The sequence below is a fragment of the Actinomadura sp. NPDC048955 genome, assembly GCF_040649435.1.
Taxonomy (GTDB): Bacteria; Actinomycetota; Actinomycetes; order Streptosporangiales; family Streptosporangiaceae; genus Spirillospora; species Spirillospora luteofluorescens.
Genome location: NZ_JBEZJI010000039.1, coordinates 52,124 through 65,434, shown reverse-complemented (window position 1 = coordinate 65,434; position 13,311 = coordinate 52,124). Strand labels below are relative to the sequence as shown.

Sequence of the window (13,311 nt, the reverse complement as noted above, 5' to 3'; positions counted from 1 at the left end):
GCGTCCGCGCGCGGGCACCGGCGCGCGACTGGCCTTTTCCGGCCATGACAAGCACTTAACCGAAGACGCCGATTCGCAGTGGAGGGCCCTCCGGGGTCACCGTCCGGGGTCGCGCCACATGAGCCAGACCGGCGGGCACCCCTTGCCCGGCAGCGGCAGTTCGCGCGTCACCCGGAAGCCGAATCGCTCGTAGTAAGGCACATTCCGCTCCTTGGACGACTCCAGGTAGGCGGGCAGACCTTTGGTATCACAGCGGTCGAGCCGTGACCGCAGCAGTGCCGCGCCCAGGCCGTTGCCCTGCGCGGGGGGATCGGTGCCGAGCACTGCCAGGTACCAGTGCGGCTCGCGCGGGTGGTGCTTCTCGATCGCGCCGAGGGTGCGGAGGGTGGCGGGTGTCCTGGCTCCCAGGATGCGCAGCAGCGGCAGGGCGTGGGCCGCCTGCAACCGCAGGGGCACGCTCCACGTGCCTGGCGGGTCCCACAGCGCGGCGGCCTCCGCATCGTCCCCGCGCCCGGTGGTCTCGGTGGCCCCGTGGGGGAGGTGCACCCGCCGCAGCAGGATGCCGAACAGCGCGGTCATCCGCCGCACGCGGGAGGCGTCGTCCGGCAGGAGCCAGCGCCACACCGGGTCGTCGTCGAAGGCGCGCCCGAGGACGGTCGCGATCGGTGCGGCGTCGGCGTCGTCCGCCACGCGGACGAGGGGGGACGGGCGGGGCTCGGACGTCATGGCGCGGCCTCCTCGGGGACGCGCCGATCCTCACCGGGGGCGCGGCCCCGAGTCAAGCGGCGTCACGCGCGGCAGCGGCGCTCGGCCCGCGACTTGGCCAGTTCCTCCAGGACGAGCGAGGCGCCGATCCCGACCAGCCAGGTGTCCTTCGCCAGCGGGATGCCCTGCGGGGAGGGGCGCAGCCCGCCCTCCTGCCGCGTGCCGGGCAGCCGCAGGTACAGGCCGGTCAGCCCGGCCGAGAACGCGGTGAGCGCGGCGCCCGCGATGAGGGAGGGCACCAGCGGCACCAGCAGCGCGGTGCCGAGCGCGACCTCCGCCCTGCCGAGCGTGCGGGTGAAGTCCCGCGGGTCCTGCGACTCCAGGAACGGGTAGGCGGCCTTCGCCGTCCCGTGGGTCTCTTCGGCCGCCGCGTCCAGCCCCTGGAGCTTCGACAGGCCCGAGTTCAGGACGAACGCGCCGACGGCCAGCCGGACGGGCATCTGGTGAGCGCGAGCAAGAAGACGCATCGTGTCCCCACAAACAGTCGGAAGACCGGGCGCAGGGCATCATTCCCGCCGATTCGCCTCTACACCCGATCGCCGGGTCAAGTCTCGTCCTGCCGGCGCGGGAGGCGGGCTACCGCGCGGGGAGCAGGCGCCCGGGCGGCGAATGCCGCCGGCGGGGCAGCCGGAAAGCCTCCGGACGGACGACGACGCCCCCGGTGCCGCCGCTGGACGATCGGGACGTCGTCGAGAGAACCGGGAGAGCTGAGATGTCGACCGTCCAGTCGCGGCCGGCGGCCGCCGGGCAGTGGTGGCGGCCGCGGCCGCCGGTCCGCAAGACCGTCACCGTCGTGCACGTCGTCGCCTCCGTCGCGCTGCTGGGGGAGGTGTGGGGCCTCGTGCTGCTCAACCTCACCGCCGCGCTGACCGACGACGCGACGCTCGCGCATTCCGCCTACCGCCTGATGGGCGTGCTGGTGTTCGGGGGAGGCATCCCGCTCAGCCTCACCGCCCTGGTCACCGGCGTCGCGCTCGCCACCGGCAGCGCGTGGGGCCTGGCGCGGCACTACTGGGTGCTCGCCAAGCTGGTGCTGCTGATCGCCGTGATCCTCGCCGGGATGCTGCTGTTCACGCCCGGGGCGATGGCGGACGCGACCGCGGGCGGGGCGCCCGCGGCCGCCGGGCGGCAGTGGGAGCAGGTCGCGGTGGTCTCCTGCCAGCTCGCGATGCTGCTCACCGCCACCACCCTGTCGGTGTTCAAGCCCCGTGGCCGGGTCGGACGGCGGCGCGCCCGCTCATGAGGCGGGCCGGCCGTCCGGCAGGCGCTCGGCGACCGCCCGCAGCGCCTCCACGCAGGCCCGGACCGCCGGCCGGTCCGACCCGGCCTGCCACGCCGCGTAGATCTTGCGGCGGATGGCGGGCCTGGTCGCGACGATGCGGACCCCGTGCGGGACCGGGTCGCGGCCGAGCCGGGGGATGAGCGCGGCGGCGAGGTCGGCCGCCACGAAGGCCAGCTGGGTCGGGTAGTCGGCGACGTTGCAGACGATGTCGGGCTCCACGTTGTGCTCGCGCAGCGTCTGCACGAGCTGCCGGTCGCAGGTGCCGCCCGCCGTCCACGAGGCCCAGCGCATCCCGCGCAGCTCGTCCAGGGCGACCGCGCGGCGCCGGGCGAGCGGGTGCCCGGCGGGCAGCGCCAGGTCGATGACGTCGGACGACAGCAGGACGTTCGACACCGACGCGGGGAACGGCGTGACGAGGGTGTCCCAGCTCTCGACGACCGCGACGTCGATGTCCCCGCGCGCGAGGGCGGGCAGGATGTGCTCGGTCTCCGCCTCCAGCAGGGTCGGGGTGAGCCCGGGGTGCCGCTCGCGCAGCGTGGTGAGCGCGGCGGGGAGCACCGAGCGCGCCGCCGTCACGAACGCGCCGAGCCGCAGCGGCCCGACGGCGGCCTCGCGGAGCCCGTCGAGTTCGGCCGCGGCGGCCGCGAGCTGGGCCATCACCCGCTCGGCGTGCCCGGCCAGGACATGCCCGGCCCGGGTGAGCCGGACGCCCCGGCCCCGCGGTTCGAGCAGGGAGTGGCCCGTCTCGCGTTCCAGCTTGGCGAGCTGCTGCGACACTCCCGAGGGCGTCACGTGCAGGGACTCGGCGGCGGCCGCGATCGAGCCGTGCACGGCCACCGCGTGCAGGGCCCGCAGACGTTCCACATTCATGGTCACAGTAGCGATGCTACCGTTTTTCGCTTATGAACATTCGCTTGTGCTAAGCGGTCGCGGGGCGGCAGCGTGGGGCGCATGCGACGGATCGATCCGCGGTTGCTCGTGATCGCCGGCGCCGCGTTCCTCTCGGCGTCGGCGATCCTCCTCCGGCTGTCCGGCGTCTCGTCCGGGACGGCGGCGTTCTTCCGGTGCGCGCTCGCGCTGCCGGTGCTGGTGCCTCTGGCCCTCTGGGAGCGGCGCCGGACGGGGCCGCGGCGCCGCGCCGGGGTCGACGTTATCGCGGGGCTGCTGCTCGGCGCCGACTTCGTGCTGTGGGGCGCCTCGATCGAGAGCGTCGGCGCGGGGATCGCGAGCGTCCTGGTGAACGTGCAGGTCGTCGTGGTGCCGCTGCTGGCGCTCGCGGTGTTCGGCGAGCGGCCCTCGCGCGCCTTCGGCCCGGTGGTGCCGGTGATGGCGGCCGGCGTCGCGCTGGCCGGCGGGCTCGGTGGGCACGGCGCGGGCGGTGCCGATCCCGTCCGCGGTTCGCTGTTCGGCGTGGGCGCGGGGGTGGCCTACGCCGGGTACCTCTTCCTCACCCGCGTCGCCGGGCGCGGCCAGGACCACCGGGCGCAGCCCGTCCTGCTGTCGACGCTCGGCGTGGGAGCGGCGGCCCTCGCGATCGGCGGCCCTTGGCAGGGCGTCGACCTCGCGCCGGGATGGCCCGCCCTCGGCTGGCTCGCCGCGCTGGCCGTGACGGGGCAGGTGTGCGGCTGGATGCTGATCGGCGCGGCGCTGCCCCGCCTCGGCGCCGACGTCGCCGGGGCCCTCCTGCTCCTCCAGCCGGTGCTGGCGGTCGCGCTCGGCGCGGTGATCCTCGGTGAGCGGCCCGCCCTCGCGCAGCTCGCCGGGTGCGGTCTCGTCGTCACCGCGATCCGGCTGGCCGGCAGGGGTAGCGTTTCCCCGCGTGACGACTCCGGAATGGGCCCCCGAGCACGAGGCGACGCCCGAACTGGCGAGCGCGCTGATCGGGCGGAGGTTCCCTGAGCTGCGCGGCGCCCCCGTGGAGCGGCTGGCCACCGGTTGGGACAACACCGTCTTCCTCGTCGGCGGGGACTGGGTGTTCCGCTTCCCGCGCCGCCAGATGGCGATCGGTGGGGTCGAGCGCGAGATCGCGGTGCTGCCCGTCCTCGCGCCCCGGCTGCCTCTGCCGGTGCCCGTGCCGCGCTTCGTCGGGGGCCCGTCGGGCGACTTCCCGTGGCCGTTCTGGGGCGCGCGGCGCATCCCGGGCCGCGAACTCGCCGACGTGCGGCCGCCGGGCGGGGACCGGGTCGTGCTCGCCGCCGAGACCGGGGCCTTCCTGCGGGCCCTGCACGATCCGGCCCTGGCCCGGGAGGTGGGGAAGGGCCTGCCGGTCGATCCGATGGGGCGCGCCGACCCCGCCGGACGCGCGTCGCGCACCCACGGCCGCCTGGACGCGATCGCCGCCCGAGGGGTGTGGGAACGGGACCCGGCCGTCGGTGAGTTCCTGGCCGCGGCCAAGGGCTGGGCCGCGCCGGGCGGGGAACCGGTGCTCGTCCACGGAGATCTGCACGTCCGGCACCTCCTGCTCACGCCCGGCGGGCGTGCGGCGGGAGTGATCGACTGGGGGGACGTCTGCCTCGGCGCACCGGCCGTCGACCTGTCGCTGGCCTACGCGGGGTTCGAGGGCGCCGCGCGGGAGGCGTTCCTCGCGGAGTACGGGCCGGTGCCGGGGGAGCAGGAGGCCGCCGCGCGCACCCTGGCGCTGAACCTCAGCGCGACGCTGGCCGAGTACGCCGCGTCGACCGGGCGGGAGGCGCTGCTCGCCGAGACCATCGCCGGGATCGGCCGGGCCCTCAGCTGAGGCCGGGGCTCTGGGTGCTCATGTACACGCGGATCGTGGTGCCGTCCGGACCGGTGTGGACGCGGACCAGGTCGGCCAGGTGGTTGACCATGAGGATGCCGCGGCCGCCGTTCGGGCTCATGTCCGCGGGACGGCGGCCGGCGAGCGGGTCGATGATCGTCCCGGCGTCGCTGACCTCGCAGACCACGTGCCCGTTCTCCGACCAGAGCCGCGCGGTGCCCGAACCGCCGCCGTGCAGGCAGGAGTTGGCGGCCAGCTCGTTCACGGCGAGTTCGAGGTCGCCGACGGCCCCGGTGCCGAGGCCGAACCGCGCCCCCCAGCGGCAGGCGAACTCGCGGACGAGGGGGAGGGCGTCGATGTCGAAGGCCATCGCGACCGCCCCGGCGGACTCGGCCGACTCGGGCAGCGGCAAGTTGTAGCGGCCGATGACGCGGTGCGGCGCGTAGTCGCCGCTCGGGTGCGGGCCGTACCGGTCGATCACGACCGGATGGGTGGCGCGGGCGTCGGCGATCGCCACCGGGTCCAGCCGGGCCACGTCGTAGGGGCACAGGATCGTCGCCTCGTGCCCCGCGAAGGCCAGGTTGATCAGGGCCTCGTGCTGGGCGCAGGCGGGGTACTCGGTCGCCGAGCGGCCGGGCCAGACCGGCTCGCCGATGATCCGCACCCGGCCTCCGGCGTGCCGGTCGGCGAAGTGCCGCAGCACCCCCGGGATGATCCGTCCGGGGTTGCGGCCCGCCTTCGCCATGTCGACCCAGGTCACCTGGCCGGCCGCCGCGCCGAGGGCGCCTTTCAGCTGGGCCGTGCGGTGGCCGGGGACCGCCACGGCCACCGGCTCGCCCGCGTCGAGGCCGGCGCGGACGAACGGCACCGTGCCCGCGAGGTACTCCGCGTCGCCGCGGTAGAAGAGCGCGGGGTGGACGAACGCGTCCTCGCGTGCCACGCCCGTTCCGCCGGGCCTGAGGCTCATCGTTCGGTCGCTCCGTCCGGTGCCGCCGTCTCGTGCATTCGATCGAGAATACGCGCAGGAAGGAAGCCGTACGAGCAGGGCCATGCGGACATCCCCCGAGGTCAGCCGATCTGATCTTCCGATCCAGCGGTACCCGCGAGGCGCCCTCTGAAAACAGACAATATCCGGACCAATCGCGCCCGGGGCCGCCGCGCCGCCCGCCCGCCACCATGTGACCGGGAGGTCATCAGCCGGGCAGGAGGACCGCGTCGACGACGTCGGTCAGCCGCCCGCGCACGCGGTAGGCGGCGCGCTGCCGTTCCGCGCCCGTCCCGCCGGCGGCGGCCAGCCGCCGCACCCCGCGGGCGACGGCGGCGAGGTCGCCGGTGCCGCGCAGCGCGGGCAGCACGTGCGCGAGCAGGTCCCCGGCCAGCTCGCCGAAGCTCGCGGACCGTCCCGTGCGCACGTCCAGGCCCCGCCCGCCCAGACCGTGCCGCGCCGCCAGCCAGTAGGCCGCGCGCAGCATCTCGGGGGGCGGTTCGGGCGCCCGCTCGCCGGCGTCCACCGCGTCGGACGACACCTGCACCAGCGCCCGGACCAGCGCGGCGAACACCGACGCCTCGCCGGCGGTCGGGGCGACGTCCGCGAGCCGGACCTCGATCGTGGGCAGCCGCGCCGACGGACGGACGTCCCAGAAGATCGTCCCGGAGTCCATGAGGGCGCCGCACTCGAGCAGCGCCCCGACGAGGTCGTCGTAGTGGCCGGCCGACGCGAAGTAGGGCGGAGGCCCCGCCACCGGCCACCGCGCCCAGGCCAGCGCCCGCCAGCAGGCGTGGCCGGTGTCGCGTCCCGCCCAGTACGGCGAGTTCGCCGCCAGGGCCAGCAGCGTCGGCAGCCAGGGGCGCAGGTGGTTGCTGACCTGGACGGCGCGCTCGCGGTCCGGCATCTCGACGTGCACGTGGCACGAGCAGATGCTCTGCTCGTCGTCCAGGCCGCGGTAGACGGCGAGGCTCTCGGCGTAGCGGGCGCCGCGCTCGATCGGGGCCGGCACGAGGTTCCCGAGCACGGGGGTCCCGGTCGCCGCGAGCCGGACGCCCTCGGCCGCCGCGGCGGCGGCCATCACCGCCCGCATCGAGCGGACCTGCTCGCCGAGCTTGTCCAGGTCGTCGCACGGGGAGGTCTTGGCCTCGGCGAGGTAGGCGACCAGCTCGGTCGAGGCGCGCTCGCCCAGCGCCGCGCCCGCCCGGCGCACCACGGCGGCGGCACGGGGGACGACCTCCCGGGAGACGGGATCGACGACGAAGTACTCTTCCTCGATTCCGAATCGCAGGGCCATCCCACCACCTCGGGCTCGGGCCTTCGAAGCTACGTCGCCGCCGCGCCGCGCGCACCTGCCGGGCGGTCCGGAATAGGCGTAAAGGGATCTCTTTGACCCCTTTTGACCCTGCGCTCAGCGGGCACTGGTCCAGAGACCCAGCGGAAGGAAAGGGGGTGAGAGCAGATGCCCGGCTCGACTCCCGTCGGCGTGCTCCTCATCCTGCTCGCCGTCGCCGTGTTCGTCCTGGCGGGGCTGTTCTACCTCGGCGACAAGCGCGACGGCCCGCCCAACGGCTCGGATCGCGGCCGCTGAGACGGGCCGTCGGCGCGTGCCGCGCGGACCCTCGGGTTCCTCAGGGGCCGGGGTCCACGAAGTACATCGACAGCGCGATGAGGTGCGTGACGACGACCACGCCGATGCCGAAGAAGAACAGCATCTTGGCGGGGCCGTGCGGGAAGACGGTGCCCGGCTTGAGCGGTCCGCGCTCGCGCTGCCGCGCGGCGATCCGCTCCTCGATCGGAGGCCGGCCGAACATCGCTAGGCCCGGGGCTCGTCGACCACGACGTCGGTCATGATGTCGACGGCGAGCGCGATGATGCCGCCGATCGCGACGACCGCGGCGCCCACTCCGAACACGATCCAGTCCGGGCCCAGGGTGATGCCGACGCCGCCGATGGCGAAACCGATGAAGATGATGGCCACGGCGACCCAGGACCTGGGGCGCCCGGCGTGGCTGCCAGTCGACATGCGTTCGTCTTTCCTCTTCGTGGTTCGGCGGTCGGGCGGGATTCGGGGGATGGGGCTACGACGCCGAACTCTAGCAACGCCCCTAGCCACGGGGCCTTCGGGGGTACCCGAAGATCGCCCCGTGGCCGGGGAGGAGCCGCCGCGGGGCGGGACGGATCAGACGAACGCCCCCATACCGGTCGCCGCGCGCCCGACGATCAGCGTGTTGATCTCCCGGGTGCCCTCGTAGGAGTAGAGCGCCTCGGCGTCGGCGACGAACCGGCCGATCCCGTAGTCCAGGACGATCCCGTTGCCCGCCATCAGCTCGCGCGCCCAGCCGACCGCCTCGCGCATGCGGCTGGTGCAGTGGGCCTTGGCGAGCGCGGAGTGCTCGTCGCGGTAGAGGCCCTCGTCCTGGAGCTGGGCGAGCCGCACCACCATGCCGAGCGAGGCGGTGGCGTTGCCGAGCATCCTGACCAGGAGGTCCTGGACGAGCTGGAACTTGGCGATCGGCCGCCCGAACTGCTCGCGCTCCACCGCGTAGTCGCGGGCGATCTCGTAGGCGGCGAGCATCACCCCGACGGCCTGCCAGGCGACGCCGCTGCGGGTCTGGCGCAGGATCGCGGCGGTGTCGCGGAAGCCGCCGGCCCCGGCCAGCCGGTCGGACTCGGGGACGCGGCAGTCCTCCAGGAGGATGTCGGCGTTCTGCACGGTCCGCAGCGCGATCTTGTTCTCGATCCGGGTCGCGGTGAACCCGGGCGTGCCCTTGGCGACCACGAACCCCTTCACCTGGTCGTCGGCCTCGTCCCTGGCCCACACGACCGTGTGGTCGGCGAAGGTGGCGTTGCCGATCCAGCGCTTGGCGCCGTTCAGCACCCAGTGGTCGCCGTCGCGCCGCGCCGTGGTGCGCAGGCCCAGCGCGACGTCCGAGCCCCCGTCCGGCTCGGTGAGCGCGAACGCGCCGATCTTCTCCATCCGCCCCATCGCGGGCAGCCACCGCTCGCGCTGCTCCGGGGAGCCGCACCGCCCGATGCTGCCCATCGCGAGCCCGGCGTGCACGCCGAAGAACGTCGCCATGGACGGGTCCACGCGGGCCATGTCCATCGCGAGGAACCCGGTGAGCAGGCTGCTCGGCCTGTCGCCCGGGCACTCGTCGTAGGCCAGGCCGGCGACGCCGAGCTCCCCGTACTGCGGGATCAGGTCGAACGGGAACTCCGCCCGCGCCCAGCAGTCGTTGGCGATCGGCGCGACCTTCGCCTCCAGGAAGCCGCGCACCCTCCCGAGGATCTCCTTCTCCCGCCCGTCGAGGAGTTCCTGCATGTGGTAGAGGTCGCCGGGGAGTGGTTCCGGGGTCATGACCACCCCTCTTCCCGGACGGCGCACCCCTAACCGGGCGCCCCGCCGCGCGCCGTGTTCTGGTCAGCGGGACCCGGTTTCGAGCCGGATTCGGCCGCTCACCTACGATCCAGGGCATGACGGTGCCGCCTGAGGAACTCGAACTGGCCGCCGCCTTCCCCACGGCCGACCGCGACCGGTGGCGGGAGATGGTGAAGGGCGTGCTGCGCAAGTCCGGCGCGGCGAGCGAGGACACCCCCCTCGACGAGATCGAGGGCCTGCTGACCCGGGACTCCTACGACGGAGTGCCGATCGCCGCGCTCTACACGCGCGACGACGCGCCGCCGGGACGTCCCGGGCTGGCCCCCTGCGTGCGCGAGGTGAGCCCCGACGGCGAGGGCATCGCCGGATGGGACGTCCGGCAGCGGCACGCCCACCCCGACCCCGCCGTCACCCGCGAGGCGATCCTCGCCGACCTGGAGAACGGCGCCACCTCCGTCTGGCTGCGGCTCGGCGAGGGCGGCCTGCCCGTGGCCGCGCTCTCCGAGGCGCTGCGCGGCGTCCTGCTCGACCTGGCCCCCGTGGTCCTGGACGCGGGAGCGTCCGCGGGCGAGGCCGCGGAGGCGTTCCTGGCCCTGGTCGCCGAGCGCGGGAACGCGGCTCGCGCGTCCGGCAACCTCGGCGCCGACCCGCTCGGCCTCGCGGCGCGCACCGGCACGCCCGGTTCGCTGGACGAGGCCGCCGCGCTCGCCGTCCGCTGCGTCCGCGAGTTCCCCGGGCTGCGCGCGGTCGTCGCCGACGGCACCCCCTACCACGACGCGGGCGGTGGCGACGCCGACGAACTGGGCGCCGCGGCCGCCGCCGGCGTCGCGTACCTGCGCGCACTGACCGGCGCCGGGCTGAGCGTGGACGAGGCGTTCGGGCAGATCGAGTTCCGCCTCGCCGTCAACGCCGACCAGTTCTCCTCCATCGCCAAGCTCCGCGCGGCGCGCCGCCTGTGGGCCCGGGTGGCGGAGGTCAGCGGCGCCGCCGAGGGCACCGTCGCGCGCGTCCACGCGGTCACCTCGTCGGCGATGATGACGCGGCGCGACCCGTGGGTGAACATGCTGCGCACCACCATCGCGACGTTCGCCGCCGGGGTCGGCGGCGCGGACGCGGTCACCGTCCAGCCGTTCGACGCCCGGCTCGGCCTGCCCGACGGCTTCGCCCGCCGCATCGCCCGCAACACCCAGACGCTGCTGCTGGAGGAGTCGAGCCTCGCCCGCGTCGTCGACCCGGCGGGCGGCTCCTGGTACGCCGAGAGCCTGACCGAGGGACTCGCCCAGGCCGCCTGGACCTGGTTCACCGAGATCGAGCGGGCCGGGGGGCTGGCCGCCGCGCTCGACTCGGGCCTCGTCGCCCGCCGCCTCGCCGCCACCTGGGAGCGGCGCCGCAAGGACATCGCCCGCCGCAAGGCGCCGCTCACCGGCGTCAGCGAGTTCCCCGACCTCGCGGAGACGCCGCCGCGTCGCGACCCGGCGCCGCCTGCACCCGGCGGCGGGCTTCCGGTGGTCACGTACGCGCAGGACTTCGAGGCCCTGCGCGACCGCTCCGACGCCCACGCCGAGGCCGCCGGCGCCCGTCCGAAGGTCTTCCTCGCCACGCTCGGGCCGATCGCCGTCCACACGGCGCGCGCGTCGTTCGCCGCCAACCTCTTCCAGGCGGGCGGGATCGAGACGGTGACGGGCGCCCCCGAGGAATTCGGGACGTCCGGCGCCGCGGTCGCCTGCATCTGCTCCAGCGACGCCCTCTACGAGGAGCGGGCCGCGGAGGCCGCGCGGGTTCTGCGCGAGGCGGGTGCGGTGAAGGTCTGGCTGGCGGGTAAGGGAACCTACGAGGGGGTCGACGACCGCGTGCACGCGGGATGCGACGCGATCGAGGTGCTGGAGACCACCCTCCGAGATCTGGGAGTGAACGAATGATCCCCGACTTCACCGAGGTCGACCTCGGGACGGCGCCCCCCGCCGACGAGGCCGCCAAGCGGTGGCGCGCCGCGGTCGCCGACGCCACCGGCGCCGACCCCGAGGCCCAGACCTGGGACACCCCGGAGGGCATCGGTGTCAAGCCCCTCTACACCGGCGATGACCTGGCCGGGCTCGACTTCCTCGGCACCTATCCGGGGATCGCGCCGTTCCTGCGCGGCCCCTACCCGGCGATGTACGCGACCCAGCCGTGGACGATCCGGCAGTACGCCGGCTTCTCCACCGCCGAGGAGTCCAACGCCTTCTACCGCCGCAACCTCGCCGCCGGGCAGAAGGGCCTGTCGGTGGCGTTCGACCTGGCCACGCACCGCGGCTACGACTCCGACCACCCCCGCGTGGCCGGCGACGTGGGCATGGCCGGGGTCGCGATCGACTCCATCTACGACATGCGGCAGCTCTTCGACGGCATCCCGCTGGACCGGATGAGCGTGTCGATGACCATGAACGGCGCCGTCCTGCCCGTCCTCGCGCTCTACATCGCCGCCGCGCAGGAGCAGGGGGTGGAGCCGGAGGCGCTCGCGGGGACCATCCAGAACGACATCCTCAAGGAGTTCATGGTCCGCAACACCTACATCTACCCGCCGCAGCCGTCCATGCGGATCATCTCCGACATCTTCGCGTTCACCTCGCAGCGGATGCCGAAGTACAACTCCATCTCGATCTCCGGCTACCACATCCAGGAGGCCGGGGCCACCGCCGACCTGGAGCTCGCCTACACGCTCGCCGACGGCGTCGAGTACATCCGCGCCGGCCGCGAGGCGGGCCTCGACATCGACGCGTTCGCGCCGCGCCTGTCGTTCTTCTGGGCGATCGGGATGAACTTCTTCATGGAGGTCGCCAAGCTCCGCGCCGCGCGGCTGCTGTGGGCGCGGCTGGTGAAGACGTTCGACCCGCGCAACCCCAAGTCGCTGTCGCTGCGGACGCACTCGCAGACGTCCGGCTGGTCGCTGACCGCGCAGGACGCGTTCAACAACGTCGCCCGCACCTGCGTCGAGGCCATGGCCGCCACGCAGGGCCACACCCAGTCCCTGCACACCAACGCGCTGGACGAGGCGCTCGCGCTGCCGACCGACTTCTCGGCCCGCATCGCCCGCAACACCCAGCTCGTCCTGCAGCAGGAGTCCGGGACGACCCGCACCATCGACCCCTGGGGCGGAAGCGCCTACGTCGAGCGGCTCACCTACGACCTCGCCCGCCGCGCCTGGGGCCACATCGCCGAGGTCGAGCAGGCGGGCGGCATGGCCAAGGCGATCGACGAGGGGCTGCCCAAGCTGCGCATCGAGGAGGCCGCCGCCCGCACCCAGGCGCGCATCGACTCCGGGCGGCAGCCCGTCATCGGCGTCAACAAGTACCGGCCCGACGTCGAGCAGGAGATCGAGGTCCTCAAGGTCGACAACGCCTCCGTGCGCGCGCAGCAGATCGACAAGCTGCGCCGGCTGCGCGAGGAGCGCGACGAGACCGCGACGCGGGGCGCGCTGGAGGCGCTGACCCGTGCCGCCGAGGCCGCCGAGGACGGCACCCGCCCGCGGGGGCTGGAGCACAACCTGCTCGCCCTCGCCATCGACGCCGCCCGGGCCAAGGCCACCGTCGGCGAGATCTCCGACGCGCTGGAGAGGGCCTACGGGCGCCACGCGGCGCAGATCCGTACGATCTCCGGTGTGTACCGGGAGGAGGCGGGACGGGTGACGGGCATCGAGAGGGCGCGCGCCGCGACCGCCGCGTTCGAGGAGGCCGAGGGCCGCCGCCCCCGCATCCTCGTGGCCAAGATGGGGCAGGACGGCCACGACCGCGGCCAGAAGGTGATCGCGACCGGGTTCGCCGACCTCGGCTTCGACGTCGACGTGGGCCCGCTGTTCCAGACCCCCGGCGAGGTGGCCCTGCAGGCCGTCGAGGCCGACGTGCACATCGTCGGCGTCAACTCGCTCGCCGCGGGCCACCTGACGCTGGTCCCCGCGCTGCGCGAGGAGCTGGCCGCGCTGGGCCGCGACGACATCATGATCGTCGTCGGCGGCGTCATCCCGCCCGGCGACTTCGAGGAGCTGCGCGCGGCCGGCGCCTCGGCGATCTTCCCGCCCGGCACGGTCCTGGCGGACGCGGCGGTCGGCCTGCTGGAGGAGCTCACCGCCGCGCTCGGGCACGGCGCGCCCGAGCGCGCCTGAGGAGCGGTGCGGGAGTGACGAG

The 13,311-nt window shown here is 74.6% G+C and carries 14 protein-coding genes; 6 read left to right on the top strand and 8 right to left on the bottom strand.

Annotated elements, in window-relative coordinates; translation table 11 throughout:
* Nucleotides 1-96: 96 nt before the first annotated feature.
* Both AB0C84_RS30320 and AB0C84_RS30315 read right to left on the bottom strand, forming a co-directional pair.
* A complete protein-coding gene (locus AB0C84_RS30320) occupies nucleotides 97-726 on the bottom strand; it encodes a GNAT family N-acetyltransferase (RefSeq protein ID WP_361073181.1) in 630 nt (209 codons plus the stop codon).
* Nucleotides 727-788: 62 nt separating this feature from the next.
* On the bottom strand, nucleotides 789-1,232 hold the full coding sequence (locus AB0C84_RS30315) for a hypothetical protein (RefSeq protein ID WP_179848628.1): 444 nt from the start codon (nucleotides 1,230-1,232) through the stop codon (nucleotides 789-791).
* Between the two features lie 245 nt (nucleotides 1,233-1,477).
* On the opposite strand from AB0C84_RS30315, the gene AB0C84_RS30310 reads away from it, so the two are divergent.
* A complete protein-coding gene (locus AB0C84_RS30310; RefSeq protein WP_361073178.1) occupies nucleotides 1,478-2,008 on the top strand; it encodes a hypothetical protein in 531 nt (176 codons plus the stop codon).
* Here AB0C84_RS30310 and AB0C84_RS30305 read toward each other — a convergent pair.
* Entirely contained in the window at nucleotides 2,003-2,917 is a 915-nt protein-coding gene (locus AB0C84_RS30305) for a LysR family transcriptional regulator (protein ID WP_361073223.1), read from the bottom strand. The two genes, AB0C84_RS30310 and AB0C84_RS30305, sit on opposite strands and share 6 nt — an antisense overlap.
* 81 nt (nucleotides 2,918-2,998) lie before the next feature.
* On the opposite strand from AB0C84_RS30305, the gene AB0C84_RS30300 reads away from it, so the two are divergent.
* The gene (locus AB0C84_RS30300) at nucleotides 2,999-3,946 is read left to right on the top strand and encodes a DMT family transporter (RefSeq protein WP_361073175.1); all 948 of its coding nucleotides are present in this window, start codon (nucleotides 2,999-3,001) and stop codon (nucleotides 3,944-3,946) included.
* On the top strand, nucleotides 3,867-4,784 hold the full coding sequence (locus tag AB0C84_RS30295; protein ID WP_361073172.1) for a phosphotransferase: 918 nt from the start codon (nucleotides 3,867-3,869) through the stop codon (nucleotides 4,782-4,784). The genes AB0C84_RS30300 and AB0C84_RS30295 overlap by 80 nt, the downstream gene beginning before the upstream one ends.
* Here the strand turns inward: AB0C84_RS30295 and AB0C84_RS30290 are convergent.
* Complete coding sequence (locus AB0C84_RS30290; protein ID WP_361073169.1) at nucleotides 4,777-5,751, bottom strand: sensor histidine kinase; 975 nt, start codon at nucleotides 5,749-5,751, stop codon at nucleotides 4,777-4,779. The genes AB0C84_RS30295 and AB0C84_RS30290 overlap by 8 nt on opposite strands.
* A gap of 226 nt (nucleotides 5,752-5,977) precedes the next feature.
* The gene (locus AB0C84_RS30285) at nucleotides 5,978-7,066 is read right to left on the bottom strand and encodes a glutamate--cysteine ligase (protein WP_361073166.1); all 1,089 of its coding nucleotides are present in this window, start codon (nucleotides 7,064-7,066) and stop codon (nucleotides 5,978-5,980) included.
* 165 nt (nucleotides 7,067-7,231) lie between these two features.
* Here AB0C84_RS30285 and AB0C84_RS30280 point away from each other — a divergent pair, with 165 nt between their 5' ends.
* Nucleotides 7,232-7,360 carry a hypothetical protein gene (locus AB0C84_RS30280; RefSeq protein WP_258944150.1) on the top strand — a complete coding sequence of 43 codons (129 nt, stop codon included), beginning with the start codon at nucleotides 7,232-7,234 and terminating at the stop codon, nucleotides 7,358-7,360.
* Nucleotides 7,361-7,400: 40 nt separating this feature from the next.
* Here AB0C84_RS30280 and AB0C84_RS30275 read toward each other — a convergent pair whose 3' ends face one another.
* The 3 genes from AB0C84_RS30275 to AB0C84_RS30265 form a co-directional block, all read right to left on the bottom strand.
* Nucleotides 7,401-7,583, bottom strand: coding sequence for a hypothetical protein (locus AB0C84_RS30275; RefSeq protein ID WP_021600299.1), 183 nt, complete (start codon nucleotides 7,581-7,583; stop codon nucleotides 7,401-7,403).
* A 2-nt stretch (nucleotides 7,584-7,585) separates the two neighbouring features.
* Nucleotides 7,586-7,795 carry an HGxxPAAW family protein gene (locus AB0C84_RS30270; RefSeq protein WP_258944148.1) on the bottom strand — a complete coding sequence of 70 codons (210 nt, stop codon included), beginning with the start codon at nucleotides 7,793-7,795 and terminating at the stop codon, nucleotides 7,586-7,588.
* Between the two features lie 156 nt (nucleotides 7,796-7,951).
* Nucleotides 7,952-9,130 (bottom strand): acyl-CoA dehydrogenase family protein, encoded by a 1,179-nt coding sequence (locus tag AB0C84_RS30265; RefSeq protein ID WP_361073161.1) that lies wholly within the window; start codon nucleotides 9,128-9,130, stop codon nucleotides 7,952-7,954.
* Between the two features lie 116 nt (nucleotides 9,131-9,246).
* Here AB0C84_RS30265 and AB0C84_RS30260 point away from each other — a divergent pair, with 116 nt between their 5' ends.
* Both AB0C84_RS30260 and scpA read left to right on the top strand, forming a co-directional pair.
* Nucleotides 9,247-11,070: a methylmalonyl-CoA mutase family protein gene (locus AB0C84_RS30260; protein ID WP_361073158.1), complete on the top strand. Its 1,824-nt coding sequence runs from the start codon at nucleotides 9,247-9,249 to the stop codon at nucleotides 11,068-11,070.
* Nucleotides 11,067-13,289, top strand: coding sequence for a methylmalonyl-CoA mutase (gene scpA / locus AB0C84_RS30255; protein WP_361073155.1), 2,223 nt, complete (start codon nucleotides 11,067-11,069; stop codon nucleotides 13,287-13,289). Before AB0C84_RS30260 ends, scpA begins: the two co-directional genes overlap by 4 nt.
* Nucleotides 13,290-13,311: the final 22 nt, after the last annotated feature.

Excerpts from the sequence above, each read along its gene's own strand:
- AB0C84_RS30270 (WP_258944148.1), bottom strand. The coding sequence starts at position 7,795 with ATGTCGACTGGCAGCCACGCCGGGCGCCCCAGGTCCTGGGTCGCCGTG.
- scpA (WP_361073155.1), top strand. The coding sequence starts at position 11,067 with ATGATCCCCGACTTCACCGAGGTCGACCTCGGGACGGCGCCCCCCGCC.
- AB0C84_RS30265 (WP_361073161.1), bottom strand. The coding sequence starts at position 9,130 with ATGACCCCGGAACCACTCCCCGGCGACCTCTACCACATGCAGGAACTC.
- AB0C84_RS30315 (WP_179848628.1), bottom strand. The coding sequence starts at position 1,232 with ATGCGTCTTCTTGCTCGCGCTCACCAGATGCCCGTCCGGCTGGCCGTC.
- AB0C84_RS30305 (WP_361073223.1), bottom strand. The coding sequence starts at position 2,917 with ATGAATGTGGAACGTCTGCGGGCCCTGCACGCGGTGGCCGTGCACGGC.
- AB0C84_RS30285 (WP_361073166.1), bottom strand. The coding sequence starts at position 7,066 with ATGGCCCTGCGATTCGGAATCGAGGAAGAGTACTTCGTCGTCGATCCC.
- AB0C84_RS30260 (WP_361073158.1), top strand. The coding sequence starts at position 9,247 with ATGACGGTGCCGCCTGAGGAACTCGAACTGGCCGCCGCCTTCCCCACG.
- AB0C84_RS30300 (WP_361073175.1), top strand. The coding sequence starts at position 2,999 with ATGCGACGGATCGATCCGCGGTTGCTCGTGATCGCCGGCGCCGCGTTC.
- AB0C84_RS30275 (WP_021600299.1), bottom strand. The coding sequence starts at position 7,583 with ATGTTCGGCCGGCCTCCGATCGAGGAGCGGATCGCCGCGCGGCAGCGC.
- AB0C84_RS30280 (WP_258944150.1), top strand. The coding sequence starts at position 7,232 with ATGCCCGGCTCGACTCCCGTCGGCGTGCTCCTCATCCTGCTCGCCGTC.
- AB0C84_RS30320 (WP_361073181.1), bottom strand. The coding sequence starts at position 726 with ATGACGTCCGAGCCCCGCCCGTCCCCCCTCGTCCGCGTGGCGGACGAC.
- AB0C84_RS30290 (WP_361073169.1), bottom strand. The coding sequence starts at position 5,751 with ATGAGCCTCAGGCCCGGCGGAACGGGCGTGGCACGCGAGGACGCGTTC.
- AB0C84_RS30310 (WP_361073178.1), top strand. The coding sequence starts at position 1,478 with ATGTCGACCGTCCAGTCGCGGCCGGCGGCCGCCGGGCAGTGGTGGCGG.